Source organism: Staphylospora marina, from assembly GCF_003856495.1.
Taxonomy (GTDB): domain Bacteria; phylum Bacillota; class Bacilli; order Thermoactinomycetales; family Thermoactinomycetaceae; genus Staphylospora; species Staphylospora marina.
In genome coordinates, this window is record NZ_CP034118.1 from 121,477 (window position 1) to 135,085 (window position 13,609).

Genomic DNA, 13,609 nt, shown 5'->3' on the forward strand with positions numbered 1-13,609 from the left:
CAAATCCATGGACCGTTCTGAAAAGAATGCTGAAAGAAGCGGGTTCCGTTTGGGAAACAGGGGATCTTCCACGTTGGAATATGTGATCATCGTGGCCGTCGGGGCGATCTTGGCCGGATTGCTCTTTCTGTCCATGTCGGACGGGGAAGGTTTGATTCAATCGGCGCTCAAGGAAAAAGTTCACGAATCCATGGGAGGAAGTTTGAACGGGGGAAGTTCCACGGGGCAACCTCCTGATCGCGGAGGATCGCCCGAAACAGGCGGAATCGTTACGGTCGGTGGACCGTCTGCATCGGAGACACCGGGATCTTCTCCGCCCGACAAATCTGCGGTCCAAGATTCACCACCAACCGCCCCTCCCTCCTCCCGAAAAGAAGACGACGGCGGCTTCAGGGGATGGTGGAACAAGACTGTTGACTACATCACCTCCGGACAGATCCTGAAAGACACAGGGCACATTTTGAAGGAAACGGCAGACTTCGTGGTCTTGGATGATGCAGCCGGTTGTATAACCGGCCAAGACACGGACGGACAGAAAGTGGGAGGATGGGAGAGGGGGCTCAGTTGTGTGTCCCTGATTCCCGTCGCCAAGCCGGTGAAGGGCGTCAAATACCTGGACGATGCGCTCGAATATGCCGGAAAATTGGATGACAAGCTGGCGGACACGGGGATCGGAAGAGGGCTGAAAAGCGCCAAAGAGAAGTTTGATGAGCTTGTCAGTGGATGGAAGAAAAAGGCCTGTGCATGTCCACCCTATGTGGTTGATAACAGAGTACCTTTGGACAATGAAACCATCTTGAAGGACCGCTCCTTCAAAAGAACGAAACATCGGGTAAAAGGCGCCACGGTCTACGAAAAAGACGGGAAATATTACCACAGGGATACCCTGCACAAGGGAGAGGGAGCCCATCTGGAAGTGTATGATAAAAAGGGAAGGCACATCGGCGAGGCGGATCCGCAGACGGGCGAGATCAAGCCCGGCACCAGAGATCCCAAAAAAAAGTTGGATTTGTAGTGAATGGACGGGGTGGTATTTTGCATCGTTTGATCAGTCGTTTCGAAGAACGGGACAATGACATGTATTTCATGGAAGTGTGCAAAGAGCTCATTGTCGTGAACGACAATGACTCAGGACTCAAGATGTTGAACCGCCTGCTGGAACCGGTCGGTCGGCTGGAACTGTTTGATGACGTCTCAATCTACCACGCCTGGTCCGACGGGAACCGGCGGATGGTGCTGTTTTGTGCCGAGAATGGCTGTTTGGTTTCGGTCGATTTGACGGAAAGGAAGTCAACGGTCATTCCGCTGGAAGGAAAGATACTTCAAACGGTCTTCTCCCCGGTCCACAAGTGGCTGGATAACGGGCTGATGGTGCTGGATTATGCCGGAAACACATACAAAGTGGACATTTCCGAAGGCAGCGTCCGAAGCTTGGCAGAAGGAGCCGGGATGTTCGGGAATGCCGTGTCACTGATGCGGCAACATCGGTTGATCCACTTTGAAGAAGGAATGTTGCTGCTGGAAACTCACTCCGGGGGGAACATCGGAGTTTTTGACTGGACGGGTCGCTTGGTCGCGAATGCCGGGAAGCCGGAAGGAAATTGGCACAGTGTGGGTTATCATGACGGCTGTTTGATCTTCGTGGATGAAACCAAGATCGTCGGTGTGGAGGACCACGAGATCCGGTTTGCGCTCGAACCGGAGTCATCGGAGTATTTTCTGAAAGTCAAAATGACCGATGACCATCTGTGGGTCCTGTCTTCCGACCCGTCGAATCCCCAAAAGAGTCGCATCAGCCAATATCAGGTGTAAAATCCCGAAACCGAATTTATGTTGTTCACGGTGTGGATCTTGGCACGGGGAGGATGGATTGACGGAAATTTCGGCAAAAACGGAAAAATACTGGCAAAGTTTTTGCGGGAGATGTATGATGGAATCAAATGGAAGTGTTGATTCCGGCAAATCTTTCAAACGACAAACGGATTTTTTGCGGGAGGATCCAGATGACGCGGTGGCGCAAGACCGGAACGAGCCGGAAGGGAAATGTGACCATGATGTGGGTGGCCGGGCTTCCGATCTTCATGGTGCTGTTTCTGTTCATGGCGTCGCTGGCGGTGGCTTGGATGCAGACGGGGGTGGCGCAGAAAGCGGCCGATGCGGCCAGCTTGTCCGTGACCCGGAAGATGGATGAACTGGTAAACAGGGAGATTGACGCGCGAATGGTGGAAGCGCTGCAGCGGGGCGAAGATCCCTACTTTGCCGTTCTGGGCACGTCCGGGAAGAAACGGGGACTGGTGATGCAAGTGATCCGGCGGGACCGGGACCAGCTGGTGGAGGCGGCACGGCAATATCTGCGCAAAAACGGAGGCGGGCCCCACGGCGTCATCACCTTTTTCGAGGACGGTCGGATTCAAGTGGAAGCGAGAATTCCTTTCAAACCGCTGATTTTGGAGGACCGTTTGCAGGGGCTGACGGTGAAGGGCCGGGGAACCGGGCCGGCCCGGGAATACGGCTCGTGGTTGAAAGAAGTGAGCAAGATTGAATTTTGAAACACATTCCGCAGGAAGGTGCCGGCATGCCCAACGAGGCAAACGCCGGAGGGGTTCCGCCACGTTGGAGTTTGTCTCCGTTTGGCCGTTGGTGGTGTTGATGTGTCTGTTCGTCTGGCAGTTCGTGGTGGCGGGCATGGCCGTGCTGGAAACGGAGACGCTCGTCAAGGAAGGAGCGAGGCTGGCCGCCCGGTCGGGCAGTGCGGAGCGGGAAGAAAAACGGGGGATGGAAGCGTTTCGGAACACCGGTGATTACCGCTTGGCGTCGTACCGGGTGAAGATCCGTGACGGACAGGCCGAGGTTCATGCGGAGACGGAAATCGATGCCGTGTTCCTGCCGCTTCCGTCCTTTCGCTACCACGCATCGGCGAAGGCACCGGTCATCCGGTGACCGGAGGGACGGGCGAGCAACAAACTGTTTGGGAGGAAACGATGATCGGGAAGCTTTCCGCGTGGAGCCGCACGCGCCGGAAAGGGGCCTCCACGGTGGAGTTCATCATCATTTTGCCGCTGTTCATCCTTCTCTGTCTGGTGATTTGGCAATTGGTGGTGGCAGGCAAGGCGGTGATGGACACCCAGGCGGCTCTCCGGGATGCGGTGCGGGTGGCTTCGGTGACGGGGGATGCGGAGAAAGGAAAGGCACAGTTCAAGGTCACGTTCGTGGAAGACCGGCAATATCAGGTGGACTCGTTTGAGATCCGGATTGACGACGACGAAGTGAAAGCATGGGCGAAGATCAGGATTCCGTTGATTTTCATGGCCGAAAAGAGCACTTTTACGTATCGGAGCACGGCGGAAGCACCGGTTTTGAACCCGTGGAAATCCTGGGCGGGGGGACCGACCGGCCCTTGGCTGACATCCGGCGGAATCCTCGGTCCTCCGGTGCGGACGTGGATCCTGACCTCCCGTTTTGGTCCCCGTACGGACCCCAAGTACGGCGGGAGGGCGTTTCACAAGGGAATTGACCTGGCCGGACCGTTGGGAACGCCGATTTATGCCGCTGCGGACGGAGTGGTGGTTCACGCCGGGCCGGGCACGGGGTACGGGAACTACATCAAAATCGATCACCTGAACGGTTTCCAAACCATCTACGCGCACATGTACGCGGACCAGATCTACGTGAGAAACGGCCAGCGGGTGACACGCGGGCAGCACATCGCGGGGATCGGCAACGCGGGCAAGTCGACCGGTCCTCATCTGCATTTTGAAGTGATCGTGGGAGGCGTGAAGGTGGATCCGCTGCTGTATGTTTCCAGATCCTCCGTGGCCGCCCGTTGACATTTGACGTTTTCTTCATGAAAATCAAGCGCGTTGCACGGTTCCTGAACCGATGCCGAGCGTGATGAAAGACATGGTGCACCGGCAATGGGCCGGCTTTTTTGTGTGGGGCAACTTTCCGGAGTCCGGAAAAAATGATTTCCGTGTGAGTCATGGTTGCAAATCATTTCTGTTCCCGAAAGTCGAAGATGAAACATTTGTATGGGATGGGGTATCCCGCGTCATCATCGAGTCTCCGTGCCTTTCGGATTTGTCTCGAGTCCGATATTGGATATGCCGGAACTTGCGGCGCTTGGTGGTAATCCCCTTCATTCATGGCTCCGGTCAACATGACCGGGGCTTTTTTGTGATCCGGAAAGACAGGTGAAACAGCCATCCAAAAAAGGCGCGCCCGGCTTTTGAAGACCGGGTGCGCCGTTTGGAACCAGCGGGATTCCGGAAACGCTTTCGTCACCGGAAGGAATGAAGAAGCGAAGGGGAGAAAAGGGGACTCAGCCCGTCGCCTCCGCCTCCAACTCTTCCTCCACCGCGACCGCTTCCGTTTTTCCTTTTTCCAGATCAACGTTCAACAGCAGGATGATGCCCACGACGAAAAACAGGGCCAACGAGGCGATTCCGGCCCGGCTGGAGCCGGTGAGTTGCCCGACCAGTCCGAAGACGGCCGGTCCGAAGATGGAAGCGAATTTGCCCGACAAGCCGTAGAAACCGAAGAATTCGTTGTTTCTCTCCGGAGGAACCAGCCGGCTGAAAATGGACCGGCTGAGTGCCTGGCTGCCGCCTTGCACGAAGCCGACCATCACGGCGAGCAGGTAAAAATGGAGGGCGTTGGTCATGAAATAGCCCAAGATGACGATGATGAGATAAATGATCAACGTGGAAATGAGTGCCGGTTTGGAACCCGTCTTTTCGGCGATGCGCCCGAAGAGAAACGTGAAAGGAATTCCCACGAACTGGGTGATCAGCAAGGCGGCGATCAGATCGGTTTGCGCGATGCCGATTTCCGTCCCGTAGATGGTGGCCATTTTGATGATCGTGTTGATCCCGTCGCTAAAGAACCAGAAGGCAATCAGAAATTTGAGCAGTTCCGGGTACTTGTGCAGCCGACGGATGGTTTTTGCGACATCGGAGAATCCGGAGACGGCGTATTCACTGAAGGATTTCTGTCGGTCCGGCATTTTGGGATCGGGCACGTTCCGGAAGATGGGGATGGAAAACAGCAGCCACCAGACGCCCACGCTCAGGAACGAAATTTGCGTGGCCATCAGGGCGGACAAGCCCAGTTTGTCGTGGAACTGGATGAGCCCCAGACACAAGGCCAGCAGGAGGCCGCCGCCGATGTATCCCCAGGCATAGCCGGCCGAAGAAACGGAATCCCGCTTCTCTTCCGGACAGATGTCGGTCAGATAGGCGTCATAAAAAATGTTGCCGGCGGAAAAACCGATCGAGCCGAACAACATCAGCACGGAAGCCCAGATCCACTCCCCTTCCCCGATGGTCGCCATCAGCAGGGAGGCTCCGGCGCCCATCCAGGTGAAAAATTGCAGGAATTTTCTTCTGCTGCCCGATTGGTCGGCAATCGCTCCGAGCACGGGAGCGATGAGGACGATGACGACGAGTGAAATCGACTGAACATAGCCCCAATACGCCGTGGCGGTGGTGGGATCCAGATTGACGGCCGCCACGCTGGAAAAGAAGATCGGCATCACCGCGGCCATGATGATGGTGGCGAAGGAGGAATTGGCCCAGTCGTACAGGACCCAGCTGCGGATCACCTTTTTGTTCATGTGAGGGGCCTCCCTTTGTTCGATTGTTCAGAAAACAAATCCCTCTTTCAGTGTAACACAGTGTCCAAGGAGGTGAAACCGGAGGAGGACCTTTGCATCACGGGTTTCATGCTACAATGAACATACAGGCTGCGAAGGGAAGGATTGCCAGACCGGTTCCGCTGCGGTCCCGTGTGCGGAGGACCGGGCGGAAACGATGGCTCCCGGCAGCCATCATCAGAGGGAAAGGCGGGCGAAACATGAAGTCGGCGGGAGACATGATCGGCGGTTGTTTCAAGGTCATCCAGTCGTTCCCGTTTGTCATCGGCACACTGTATTTTGCGGAAGAAGCGGTGTCGGGACAAACCCGTTCGTGCTTCATTCACGCGCTGAGCGAGCGCGTGGCCGGCAAGCTTCCCGACCCGGAAGCGGTGATCCGGAGGGACGCTTCCGTGTTCTTTCCGATTCGGAAGGTGTTTGTGGAAGACGGGACGCTGTATCAGGTGTTTGATCGGCTCTCGGGGACCTTGTTGGCGTACCGACTGGAGCGGGAATCGTTCCGGGTGCCGGAAGCGGCGGCGCTGGGGCGCAAGGTGTGCAGCCGTGTGCTGTCACTGTATGCAAGAGGAGAATTCGCTTTGGTGCACCCTCAGAACATGTTGCTGTTGCCAAAGGGAAACATCCGGTTTCTCTACGGAGGCAAACAGGGAGTCTTGCCCAAACAGCCCGGACTTTTCATGGATACGAATGCAAAATCACGTCGGTTGGAAGAACAGATCGACGTTTTCATGTTGGGAGCGATGGTTTACCGAATGATCACGGGGAGAAATCCGGTATCGACCGGCTTGAAGGTGCCCAGAGCATCCCGTTTCCGACCGGATATTCCCCGGGAAATGGACGACTTGCTGGATGAGGCGTTGTCCGCGTCGCCGGAGAAACGTCCGGAATTGAGCCGGATGGAAGCCGTTTTCGGACGATTTTCCGCTTCACCGTTCCAGAAAGGCGGGTGAATCATGACCGGATTTTGGAAAGACGGAGAAATGATCGCGGGATCCTACAAGATCCTCAAACGGTTTCCGTTTGTGGAAGGCGAATTGTACCTGACGGAGCTCCCGTCAGATCGAAGCGGGCGAAAAACCCGGTTTGTGCACGTGTTTGAACCCGAAGGGATCGTGGATCCCGGAACATGGCGCAACCGGGACGCTTCGGTGTTTGTGCCCGTGGAGGACGTGTTCGTGGATAGGCATCGGTTGGTTCAGGTGTTTCATTTGCCCGAAGGACATTGGCTGGGGTGGTGGTTGATGCGCACCGCCCCGCTCCCACTGGAGGAGACGGCCGGCTGGGTCCGACAGGTGACGGATCTTGTGCGGATCATGAAGGACTCGGGGATGGAGGCGCCGGTCGATCCGCAAAATCTGTTGATGACGGACCACGGGCTTCGTTTTCTGTACGGATGCCCGATCAGTCGTGCCGGTGGGGATCCGGTGCAAGTGAAACGGCTGGCGGAGCTCATCTGGCTCATGTTGACCGGCAAGTTTCCGGGAGCGGGCGGAACGGGCCCGCTTCGCACCCTCCGCCGGGATGTTCCGGCGGAGCTGGAAATGTTGTTGGTGAGAGCCATGTCGCCGGATCCGCTCAGAAGACCGGGAATCAAAGACTTTGCGGCCTGGGCGGCGGGCTTGGCGCTTCGCCCGGTCTGACTCCCGATTCCGGAAGAGTCCACGTGCGAAAAATTTTTCACGCCGGAGGGCGTTTGCGGACGAGCTCTTCCCCGAAAGTTTCTTTTGTTTCCTGAAAATTCTTTTGTCGTAGAATATTGTTTCTTGTTACAATGATAACGCATTCACGAACCGGTACGAATGAGGAGAGTGAGAGCATGGACACGAAAAAACTGGCGGAGGAGCTCGAACGCCATGTCCGGCCCGACACGTTCCCTCTGGCGATTCGCGTGGTGAAAGAAGACGAATCCCTGCCTGAGAAAGTCAAACGTCCATATCGCGATTTCGGGGTGCAGATCACCATCTGCCAGGGGATCACCATGGCCCGGAGATACGGATGGACGCTGGCGATGGGGGGAGAGGATATGTCCTGTCCGATCGCCAAGGTGGCGTTTGCTTTTGAAAAAAGTGTCCCGTTTTATGAAGAGGGCACGCTGGCTTGCGGGATGTACACCGAATCGATGGAAGCGGGAAAGAAGGCCGAGGAAGCGGTCCCCCGGTTTCGCGAAGGGGAGCAGGGCACCATCCTGGTCGGCCCGCTTGCACGTGCCGCTTGGGAGCCGGATCTGGTGCTGGTGTACGGCAATTCGGCGCAGGTGATGCGGTTGACGGCGGCGGCCCTGTACAAGCGAGGCGGTTCGCTGACCTCCCATTTCAGTGCCCGGGCGGATTGTGCCGAGATCGTGGTTCGCACGATTCAGACCGGGGAGCCGCAAGTGATCTTGCCCTGTTACGGAGACAGGGTCTTCGGCCAAACCCATGATCATGAGATGGCCTTCACCTTTCCGTACAAGCTGGCGGCCGAAATGGTTGAAGGGCTTGCGGGGACGCACCGGGGAGGCGTTCGTTATCCGATTCCCACGTTCCTGACTTACCGGGCCAAATTCCCGCCGACGTACGAGCAGTTGAACCGCATGTGGGAACAGGCAGAAGCCGAAGCGCGAAACGAAGTGGAGAAAAAGGATGGAATCCCCGATATTGAGTGAACGTCGAAAAAATGAGAAAAAATGTCGATGTTTCCCGGTTTATTTCGTGACGCGGGCGGTAATATGATAGGCGTACGGTTCCGCCACTTTTGCATGACAGGGGGATTGCGGATGAGTGAATCCGTGCGGACGGCACGTCCTTCAATGATCAGGGTACTGCTGGATCCGACTGAAGAGATGAAACGGATCCGGGAAAACCCCGTGTTTTGGGGAGCACTGCTTTTGGTGACGTTGGCCGGCGCTGTGTTGTACGGGTTTCAAATGTATTTCGTTGCCCAAGATCCTGCTCTTTGGTCCCGAATGATGGGGAATGCAGAAATGCCCGGCGTCGGTCAGGAGCAATTGAAAACGGTCACGATGTTGGTCTCTGCGGTCGGGATGTTGTTCACCTATCCGGTTGGCTTGTTGATCGGTGCATTCGTTCTTTGGTTCATCGTTTCTCTTTTTCAAGGAGAAGCCACGTATCGCCAACTGTTTTCTTTGCAGGCTCATCTGGGGATCTTTGTGTTGCTGGGCTTGTTGGTCAACTTTGCGGGCACCGCGCTGTTCGGTTTGAACCCGATGTATCCTCCGACCAGTCTGGCCGCTTTTGTCGAGGCGGAAGGGATGCTGGAAGGGTTCCTGATGAATCTGGAAGTGTTCAACATCTGGAGCACCGTGGTTCTTGCGATCGGACTGAAGGAAATTGCCGGGCTTTCCAAAGGCAAAGCATGGACGGTCGCCGTATTGTATTGGGGTTTGTTTGCGTTGCTCGCAGCGGGAACATCGGGATTGGCATCGATCGGAGCGTGAGATTTGACAGAGATGGAGGAGTTTTTGGGTGAGAAAAAAGATTTGGATCGGTGGGGGGATCATCGCGCTGGTCATGCTGATGATCGGCTTGGCGGTGTGGAAGAAACAGACCCCGGATGACATTCTGGAGGGAACCCGCCTGACCCCGCGAAACTTGGGAGAAACCTTCACCGTCAGCGGCTCGGTGGACACGGTTGACCGGCAGACCGTTCATCTGCAGCCTGACCGTGGAGAACTGAAAAAAATCTGGGTCAAGGCGGGGCAACGGGTGAAGCCCGGCGACAAACTGGTGGAGTATGAAAATCCGACCCTGCGGGCGGAACAGGAGCAGGTGGAACTGCAAATCCGGGCCGCCCGGGTGAAGCTGAATTACCTTGAGAAACAGAAAAAGAACCTGGGCAAACCATCGACTTCCGCCGGTGCCGCTGCGGGGTCCCCGATGCCCGGCACCACCAAGGATGAACTCAATCAACAAATCGAATTGACGCGCCTCGAACTGAAGCAGGCGGAGAAACAGCGGGAACTGGTTCGTGAGCGCATCCGCCGGCAGGTGGTGACCGCCACGATCGCGGGGACGGTCGTGGAAGTCAACCCCCGTGGCGGAACGGGAGCGGATGCAACGGCACCGCTGGTTCAAGTGGCCGATCTGTCGAAAATCCTCGTCACGGCCAATGTGTCGGAATTCGACGTGATCAAACTCAAGCCGGGGATGGGCGTGGACATCCGGTCGGAGGCCATGCCGGACAAAAGTTGGACGGGAAAGGTGGAACGCATCGCCGACCTGCCCAAAGCGCAAGGACCGGAGGTAGGGGGAGGAGAGTCCCAGGTCCTGTATCCGGTGGAGATTCGTCCGAACGAGGCTCTTCCGTTTCGCATCGGCACCCGTTTGATCGTGGAAATCAAGGTCACGGGTGAACAGGTGAACGCCCTGCCGGAGTCGGCCATCGTGGAAGAAGGCGACAAGTTCTACGTGTTTGTGGTGGAAAACGGAAAGGCTGTCCGCAAAGAAGTGAAAATCGGGCAGCGGAACGGGGAGTATGTGCAGGTGGTTTCCGGTCTGACCGCACAAGAGACGGTGCTGGCAGACCCGCCGAAAGATCTGCGCCCCGGGGAGGAAGTGACCGTCCGATGATCACGCTCAGGGGCATTCGCAAGACCTACCGGATGGGGGATCAGGAAGTCGACGTGTTGCGCGGCATTGATCTGGACATCCGGGAAAATGAGTATGTGGCCATCATGGGGCCCTCCGGATCAGGGAAGTCGACGCTGATGCACGTCATCGGCTGCCTGGACCGGCCGACGGAGGGAACTTACGAACTGAACGGGACGGACGTGTTTGCCGTCGACGATGTCGGACTGGCGGCCATCCGCAACCGAACCATCGGATTCGTGTTTCAGCAGTTTTTCCTCCTCCCCCGGATGAATGCAAGGCAGAACGTGGAGCTTCCGCTGGTGTATGCGGGCGTGCCCCGGGCGGAGCGGGAGAAGCGGGCGCTGGAAGCCCTCGGGCGGGTCGGGCTGGCGGAACGGAAACATCATCGTCCTTCGGAACTTTCCGGGGGCCAGCAGCAGCGTGTGGCCATCGCGCGGGCATTGGTCAACCGCCCGCGCATTTTGTTGGCCGATGAGCCGACCGGTGCTCTGGATTCCAGGTCGGGACGGATGGTGCTGGATTTGTTTGATGAACTGCACCGGGAAGGAAAAACGGTGGTGCTGATCACGCACGATCCGGAGGTGGCCGCCCGCGCGGAACGGGTGATCACCATCCGCGACGGACAGATCATCCGGGACGAGCGGAAGGAGGGTGCGTCGTGAATCTCTGGGAAAACGTCAAGATGGCCATTGATTCGATTTTTGCGCACAAGCTCCGCTCGTTCCTGACCATGTTGGGCATCGTGATCGGGGTGGCTTCCGTCATCCTGATCGTGGCGATCGGTGAAGGGGGGACCGAGCAGCTCACCGAAGCGTTTGCCGGTTCCGAAAACATGATCAATCTGGCGCCCAAGCTGGAACCGGGCGAAATGGCCCTTCCGCAGCAGGGGGATTCCCCGTTCACGGACAGGGACGTGGAGGACTTGAAACGGATTCCCGACGTGAAAAACGTGCTCGTCTTCAGCTACCAGGTGGCTTCCGTCCGGAACCGGGACAAACAGGCGGACGGAACGCTGGTGTTCGGGCTCAATGACAATGCTTCCCTGGAAACCGGGGGAACGGAACTCTCCGCGGGTCGTCTGTTTCATCCCGGGGAATATCTCAGCTCGAGCGGCGGGGTCATTCTGGGGCACAGCGTGGCGGAGAAACTGTTTCCGGACGGAAAAGCCGTCGGCCGGCTCGTCCATGTCCGCTCGCAACCGCTGAAGGTGATCGGCGTGCTGGAGAGGCCGCAGGGACTGCAGGGGCTGATCGACACGCCCATGGTTTACGTTCCCGCGCGCACGTGGCAGAGCATTTTCGGCCAAATGAAGATCGACCAGCTCACGCTTCAGGTGGAAACGTCGGAAGCGATCGAGCGGGCCGGGAAAGAAGCGGTGCGCATCCTCAACCGCAATCACGGAAAAAAGGACGGTTATGAGGCCCAGAACCTCGAACAGTTGTCACAGGGAATCGGCCAGGTGCTTTCCATCATGACGGTGGTGATCGGGAGCATCGGCGGCATCTCTTTGTTGGTCGGCGGGATCGGCGTGATGAACATCATGCTGGTTTCGGTCACGGAACGCACGCGGGAAATCGGCATTCGCAAAGCAATGGGGGCGACGCGCGGAAACATTCTCGCCCAGTTTCTCATTGAGTCGGTGACCCTGTCCGCGATCGGGGGAACCGTCGGAATCCTGCTCGGGGCCGGCGGGGCCGGGCTGCTCCACGTGCTGAACGTCTGGCCGGCGGTCGTCTCTCCGCTGGCGGCGATCGGAGGATTCCTCTTCTCCGTGGTGTTCGGGGTGGTGTTCGGCCTTCTGCCCGCCAACAAGGCGGCCAGACTGCATCCGATCGAATGTTTGCGACACGAATGAACCGCATTGCATGGAAGAAGGCTCCCGGTCGGTCAACGTCGGGAGTTCCCGGATGATTCCCGACGGTTGCGGGCGCGAATTTGTCACGGTCGTCACGGATTCGCAGGAGAATGACGGATGGATCATGAATCATTGTCCCTGGAAAGAGCATCCGGGGACTTTTTTGATGCGGGCGTGTGACAAGGGATGATGAAACAGGGTAAAAAAAGGATGTATGGAAGCCATTTTTTCAGCAAAGGGGGCCCTTTCGTGTCGGAGCGCAAAACGGAACGTCCCCGCAGCAAGTGGTTCACCTGGTTGGCGGGAATGGGGTTCCTTGTGGCCAGTTTGGGCGGGAAGTTGAAGTCCATTCTGACGTTGCTCAAATTCGGCAAATTCGGAAGCACGCTCTTTTCCATGTTCCTGAGCGTGGGCGTTTACGCGTTGATCTATCCTTGGCAATTTGCGATCGGACTGGTGTTGATGCTCCTCATCCATGAAATGGGACACGTGTGGGCGGCCAAACGGAAGGGCTTGCCGGTGTCCGCGCCGGCGTTCATTCCGTTTGTGGGAGCGCTGATCACCATGAAGCGGCAACCGGCCGATGCCGCAACGGAGGCCTATATCGCGTTCGGAGGACCGCTTCTGGGAACGCTCGGAGCCGTTTTCACGCACGCGCTGGGAGTCTGGACCGGGGAACACATTTTGCTTGTGATCGCGATGGTGGGATACTTCATCAATCTGTTCAACCTCGTCCCCATCCATCCGTTGGACGGAGGACGCATCGTCACGGCCGTCAGTCGTTGGTTGTGGGTGGTCGGTCTGGTGGCGGGGTTTGTGATGATCCTGTATTTGAGGAGCATCCTGCTGGCACTCATCTACATCCTGTTCGTCATGGAACTGTGGTCCACCTTTGGCAGACGCAAACCGAAAGCGAAAACGATTCCTCTGGAAGTGCGGGTACCGTTGGCCCGCTTCGAGGAAACCGGACTGAGCATTCCGGAGGAACGCCAATCGCGGGAATTGTTGTTCCGGCAATATTGCCTGGTGGAAACCCAGGATCACCGGGCGGCGGTGGAAGATCCCGCACTGGGGACGATGGTCGAATTTCCGTTTCAGGGGGACATCCGGTCCGCGAAGCTGGTCCGCACATTTGCCCCCGGGCCGGAGGAGTCGGAGGTGCGGATGGTCGTGGAGATTGAAGCGATTCCGGAGAGTATCGGCGGCATCCGCAAGGATAAACGGTATTACCAGGTGCCCGCACGCCTGCGCTGGGGGTTCGGTCTGGCATATTTCGGTCTGGCGGCTTTTCTCGCTTGGATGCTCACTCTGATCGGAAATCTCCCCATTCAAGGGTAAAGAGGAACGGTTTCAAACCATGGTCGCCAATCATGAACGGGCGGGGTCCGGGGAAATCCCCCGGTTCCCGCCCGTCATTCGTTCATCCGGTGAATGACCCTCAGTCGTATGCCGCGACCCCAACGGACCGGTCAAACCATGAAAGGGGCAGAAGGATTGGTTGCCGGGACTCGGGAT

The 13,609-nt window shown here is 57.4% G+C and carries 14 protein-coding genes; 13 read left to right on the forward strand and 1 reads right to left on the reverse strand.

Annotated elements, in window-relative coordinates:
* The first annotated feature begins 7 nt into the window (after nt 1–7).
* From EG886_RS00600 to EG886_RS00620, 5 genes are all read left to right on the forward strand, one after another.
* Complete coding sequence (locus EG886_RS00600) at nt 8–1,015, forward strand: hypothetical protein (RefSeq protein WP_124726348.1); 1,008 nt, start codon at nt 8–10, stop codon at nt 1,013–1,015.
* 29 nt (nt 1,016–1,044) lie between these two features.
* Nucleotides 1,045–1,812 carry a hypothetical protein gene (locus EG886_RS00605; RefSeq protein WP_124726349.1) on the forward strand — a complete coding sequence of 256 codons (768 nt, stop codon included), beginning with the start codon at nt 1,045–1,047 and terminating at the stop codon, nt 1,810–1,812.
* Between the two features lie 191 nt (nt 1,813–2,003).
* A complete protein-coding gene (locus tag EG886_RS00610) occupies nt 2,004–2,549 on the forward strand; it encodes a TadE/TadG family type IV pilus assembly protein (protein ID WP_164491568.1) in 546 nt (181 codons plus the stop codon).
* A gap of 64 nt (nt 2,550–2,613) precedes the next feature.
* A complete protein-coding gene (locus EG886_RS00615) occupies nt 2,614–2,940 on the forward strand; it encodes a hypothetical protein (protein WP_164491569.1) in 327 nt (108 codons plus the stop codon).
* A 41-nt stretch (nt 2,941–2,981) separates the two neighbouring features.
* Complete coding sequence (locus tag EG886_RS00620; protein ID WP_124726352.1) at nt 2,982–3,827, forward strand: M23 family metallopeptidase; 846 nt, start codon at nt 2,982–2,984, stop codon at nt 3,825–3,827.
* Between the two features lie 491 nt (nt 3,828–4,318).
* Here EG886_RS00620 and EG886_RS00625 read toward each other — a convergent pair whose 3' ends face one another.
* Nucleotides 4,319–5,611, reverse strand: coding sequence for an MFS transporter (locus EG886_RS00625; RefSeq protein WP_124726353.1), 1,293 nt, complete (start codon nt 5,609–5,611; stop codon nt 4,319–4,321).
* A 239-nt stretch (nt 5,612–5,850) separates the two neighbouring features.
* Here EG886_RS00625 and EG886_RS00630 point away from each other — a divergent pair, with 239 nt between their 5' ends.
* The 8 genes from EG886_RS00630 (at nt 5,851) to EG886_RS00665 (ending at nt 13,432) form a co-directional block, all read left to right on the forward strand.
* A complete protein-coding gene (locus EG886_RS00630) occupies nt 5,851–6,600 on the forward strand; it encodes a protein kinase family protein (RefSeq protein WP_124726354.1) in 750 nt (249 codons plus the stop codon).
* 3 nt (nt 6,601–6,603) lie between these two features.
* The gene (locus EG886_RS00635; RefSeq protein ID WP_124726355.1) at nt 6,604–7,290 is read left to right on the forward strand and encodes a serine/threonine-protein kinase; all 687 of its coding nucleotides are present in this window, start codon (nt 6,604–6,606) and stop codon (nt 7,288–7,290) included.
* 176 nt (nt 7,291–7,466) lie between these two features.
* A complete protein-coding gene (locus EG886_RS00640; protein WP_124726356.1) occupies nt 7,467–8,294 on the forward strand; it encodes a DUF169 domain-containing protein in 828 nt (275 codons plus the stop codon).
* 111 nt (nt 8,295–8,405) lie between these two features.
* Entirely contained in the window at nt 8,406–9,086 is a 681-nt protein-coding gene (gene yknW, locus EG886_RS00645) for a YknW family membrane protein (RefSeq protein ID WP_164491570.1), read from the forward strand.
* A 28-nt stretch (nt 9,087–9,114) separates the two neighbouring features.
* Nucleotides 9,115–10,218 carry an efflux RND transporter periplasmic adaptor subunit gene (locus EG886_RS00650; protein WP_124726358.1) on the forward strand — a complete coding sequence of 368 codons (1,104 nt, stop codon included), beginning with the start codon at nt 9,115–9,117 and terminating at the stop codon, nt 10,216–10,218.
* On the forward strand, nt 10,215–10,901 hold the full coding sequence (locus tag EG886_RS00655; RefSeq protein WP_124726359.1) for an ABC transporter ATP-binding protein: 687 nt from the start codon (nt 10,215–10,217) through the stop codon (nt 10,899–10,901). The genes EG886_RS00650 and EG886_RS00655 overlap by 4 nt, the downstream gene beginning before the upstream one ends.
* Nucleotides 10,898–12,094, forward strand: a complete 1,197-nt coding sequence (locus tag EG886_RS00660; RefSeq protein ID WP_124726360.1) for an ABC transporter permease — start codon at nt 10,898–10,900, stop codon at nt 12,092–12,094. Before EG886_RS00655 ends, EG886_RS00660 begins: the two co-directional genes overlap by 4 nt.
* Nucleotides 12,095–12,343: 249 nt before the next feature.
* The gene (locus EG886_RS00665) at nt 12,344–13,432 is read left to right on the forward strand and encodes a site-2 protease family protein (RefSeq protein WP_241154334.1); all 1,089 of its coding nucleotides are present in this window, start codon (nt 12,344–12,346) and stop codon (nt 13,430–13,432) included.
* Nucleotides 13,433–13,609 lie beyond the last annotated feature (177 nt).

Coding starts and splice junctions, on each gene's coding strand:
- EG886_RS00600 (WP_124726348.1), top strand. CDS start 8: ATGGACCGTTCTGAAAAGAATGCTGAAAGAAGCGGGTTCCGTTTGGGA.
- EG886_RS00610 (WP_164491568.1), top strand. CDS start 2,004: ATGACGCGGTGGCGCAAGACCGGAACGAGCCGGAAGGGAAATGTGACC.
- EG886_RS00620 (WP_124726352.1), top strand. CDS start 2,982: ATGATCGGGAAGCTTTCCGCGTGGAGCCGCACGCGCCGGAAAGGGGCC.
- EG886_RS00625 (WP_124726353.1), bottom strand. CDS start 5,611: ATGAACAAAAAGGTGATCCGCAGCTGGGTCCTGTACGACTGGGCCAAT.
- EG886_RS00630 (WP_124726354.1), top strand. CDS start 5,851: ATGAAGTCGGCGGGAGACATGATCGGCGGTTGTTTCAAGGTCATCCAG.
- EG886_RS00635 (WP_124726355.1), top strand. CDS start 6,604: ATGACCGGATTTTGGAAAGACGGAGAAATGATCGCGGGATCCTACAAG.
- EG886_RS00640 (WP_124726356.1), top strand. CDS start 7,467: ATGGACACGAAAAAACTGGCGGAGGAGCTCGAACGCCATGTCCGGCCC.
- yknW (WP_164491570.1), top strand. CDS start 8,406: ATGAGTGAATCCGTGCGGACGGCACGTCCTTCAATGATCAGGGTACTG.
- EG886_RS00655 (WP_124726359.1), top strand. CDS start 10,215: ATGATCACGCTCAGGGGCATTCGCAAGACCTACCGGATGGGGGATCAG.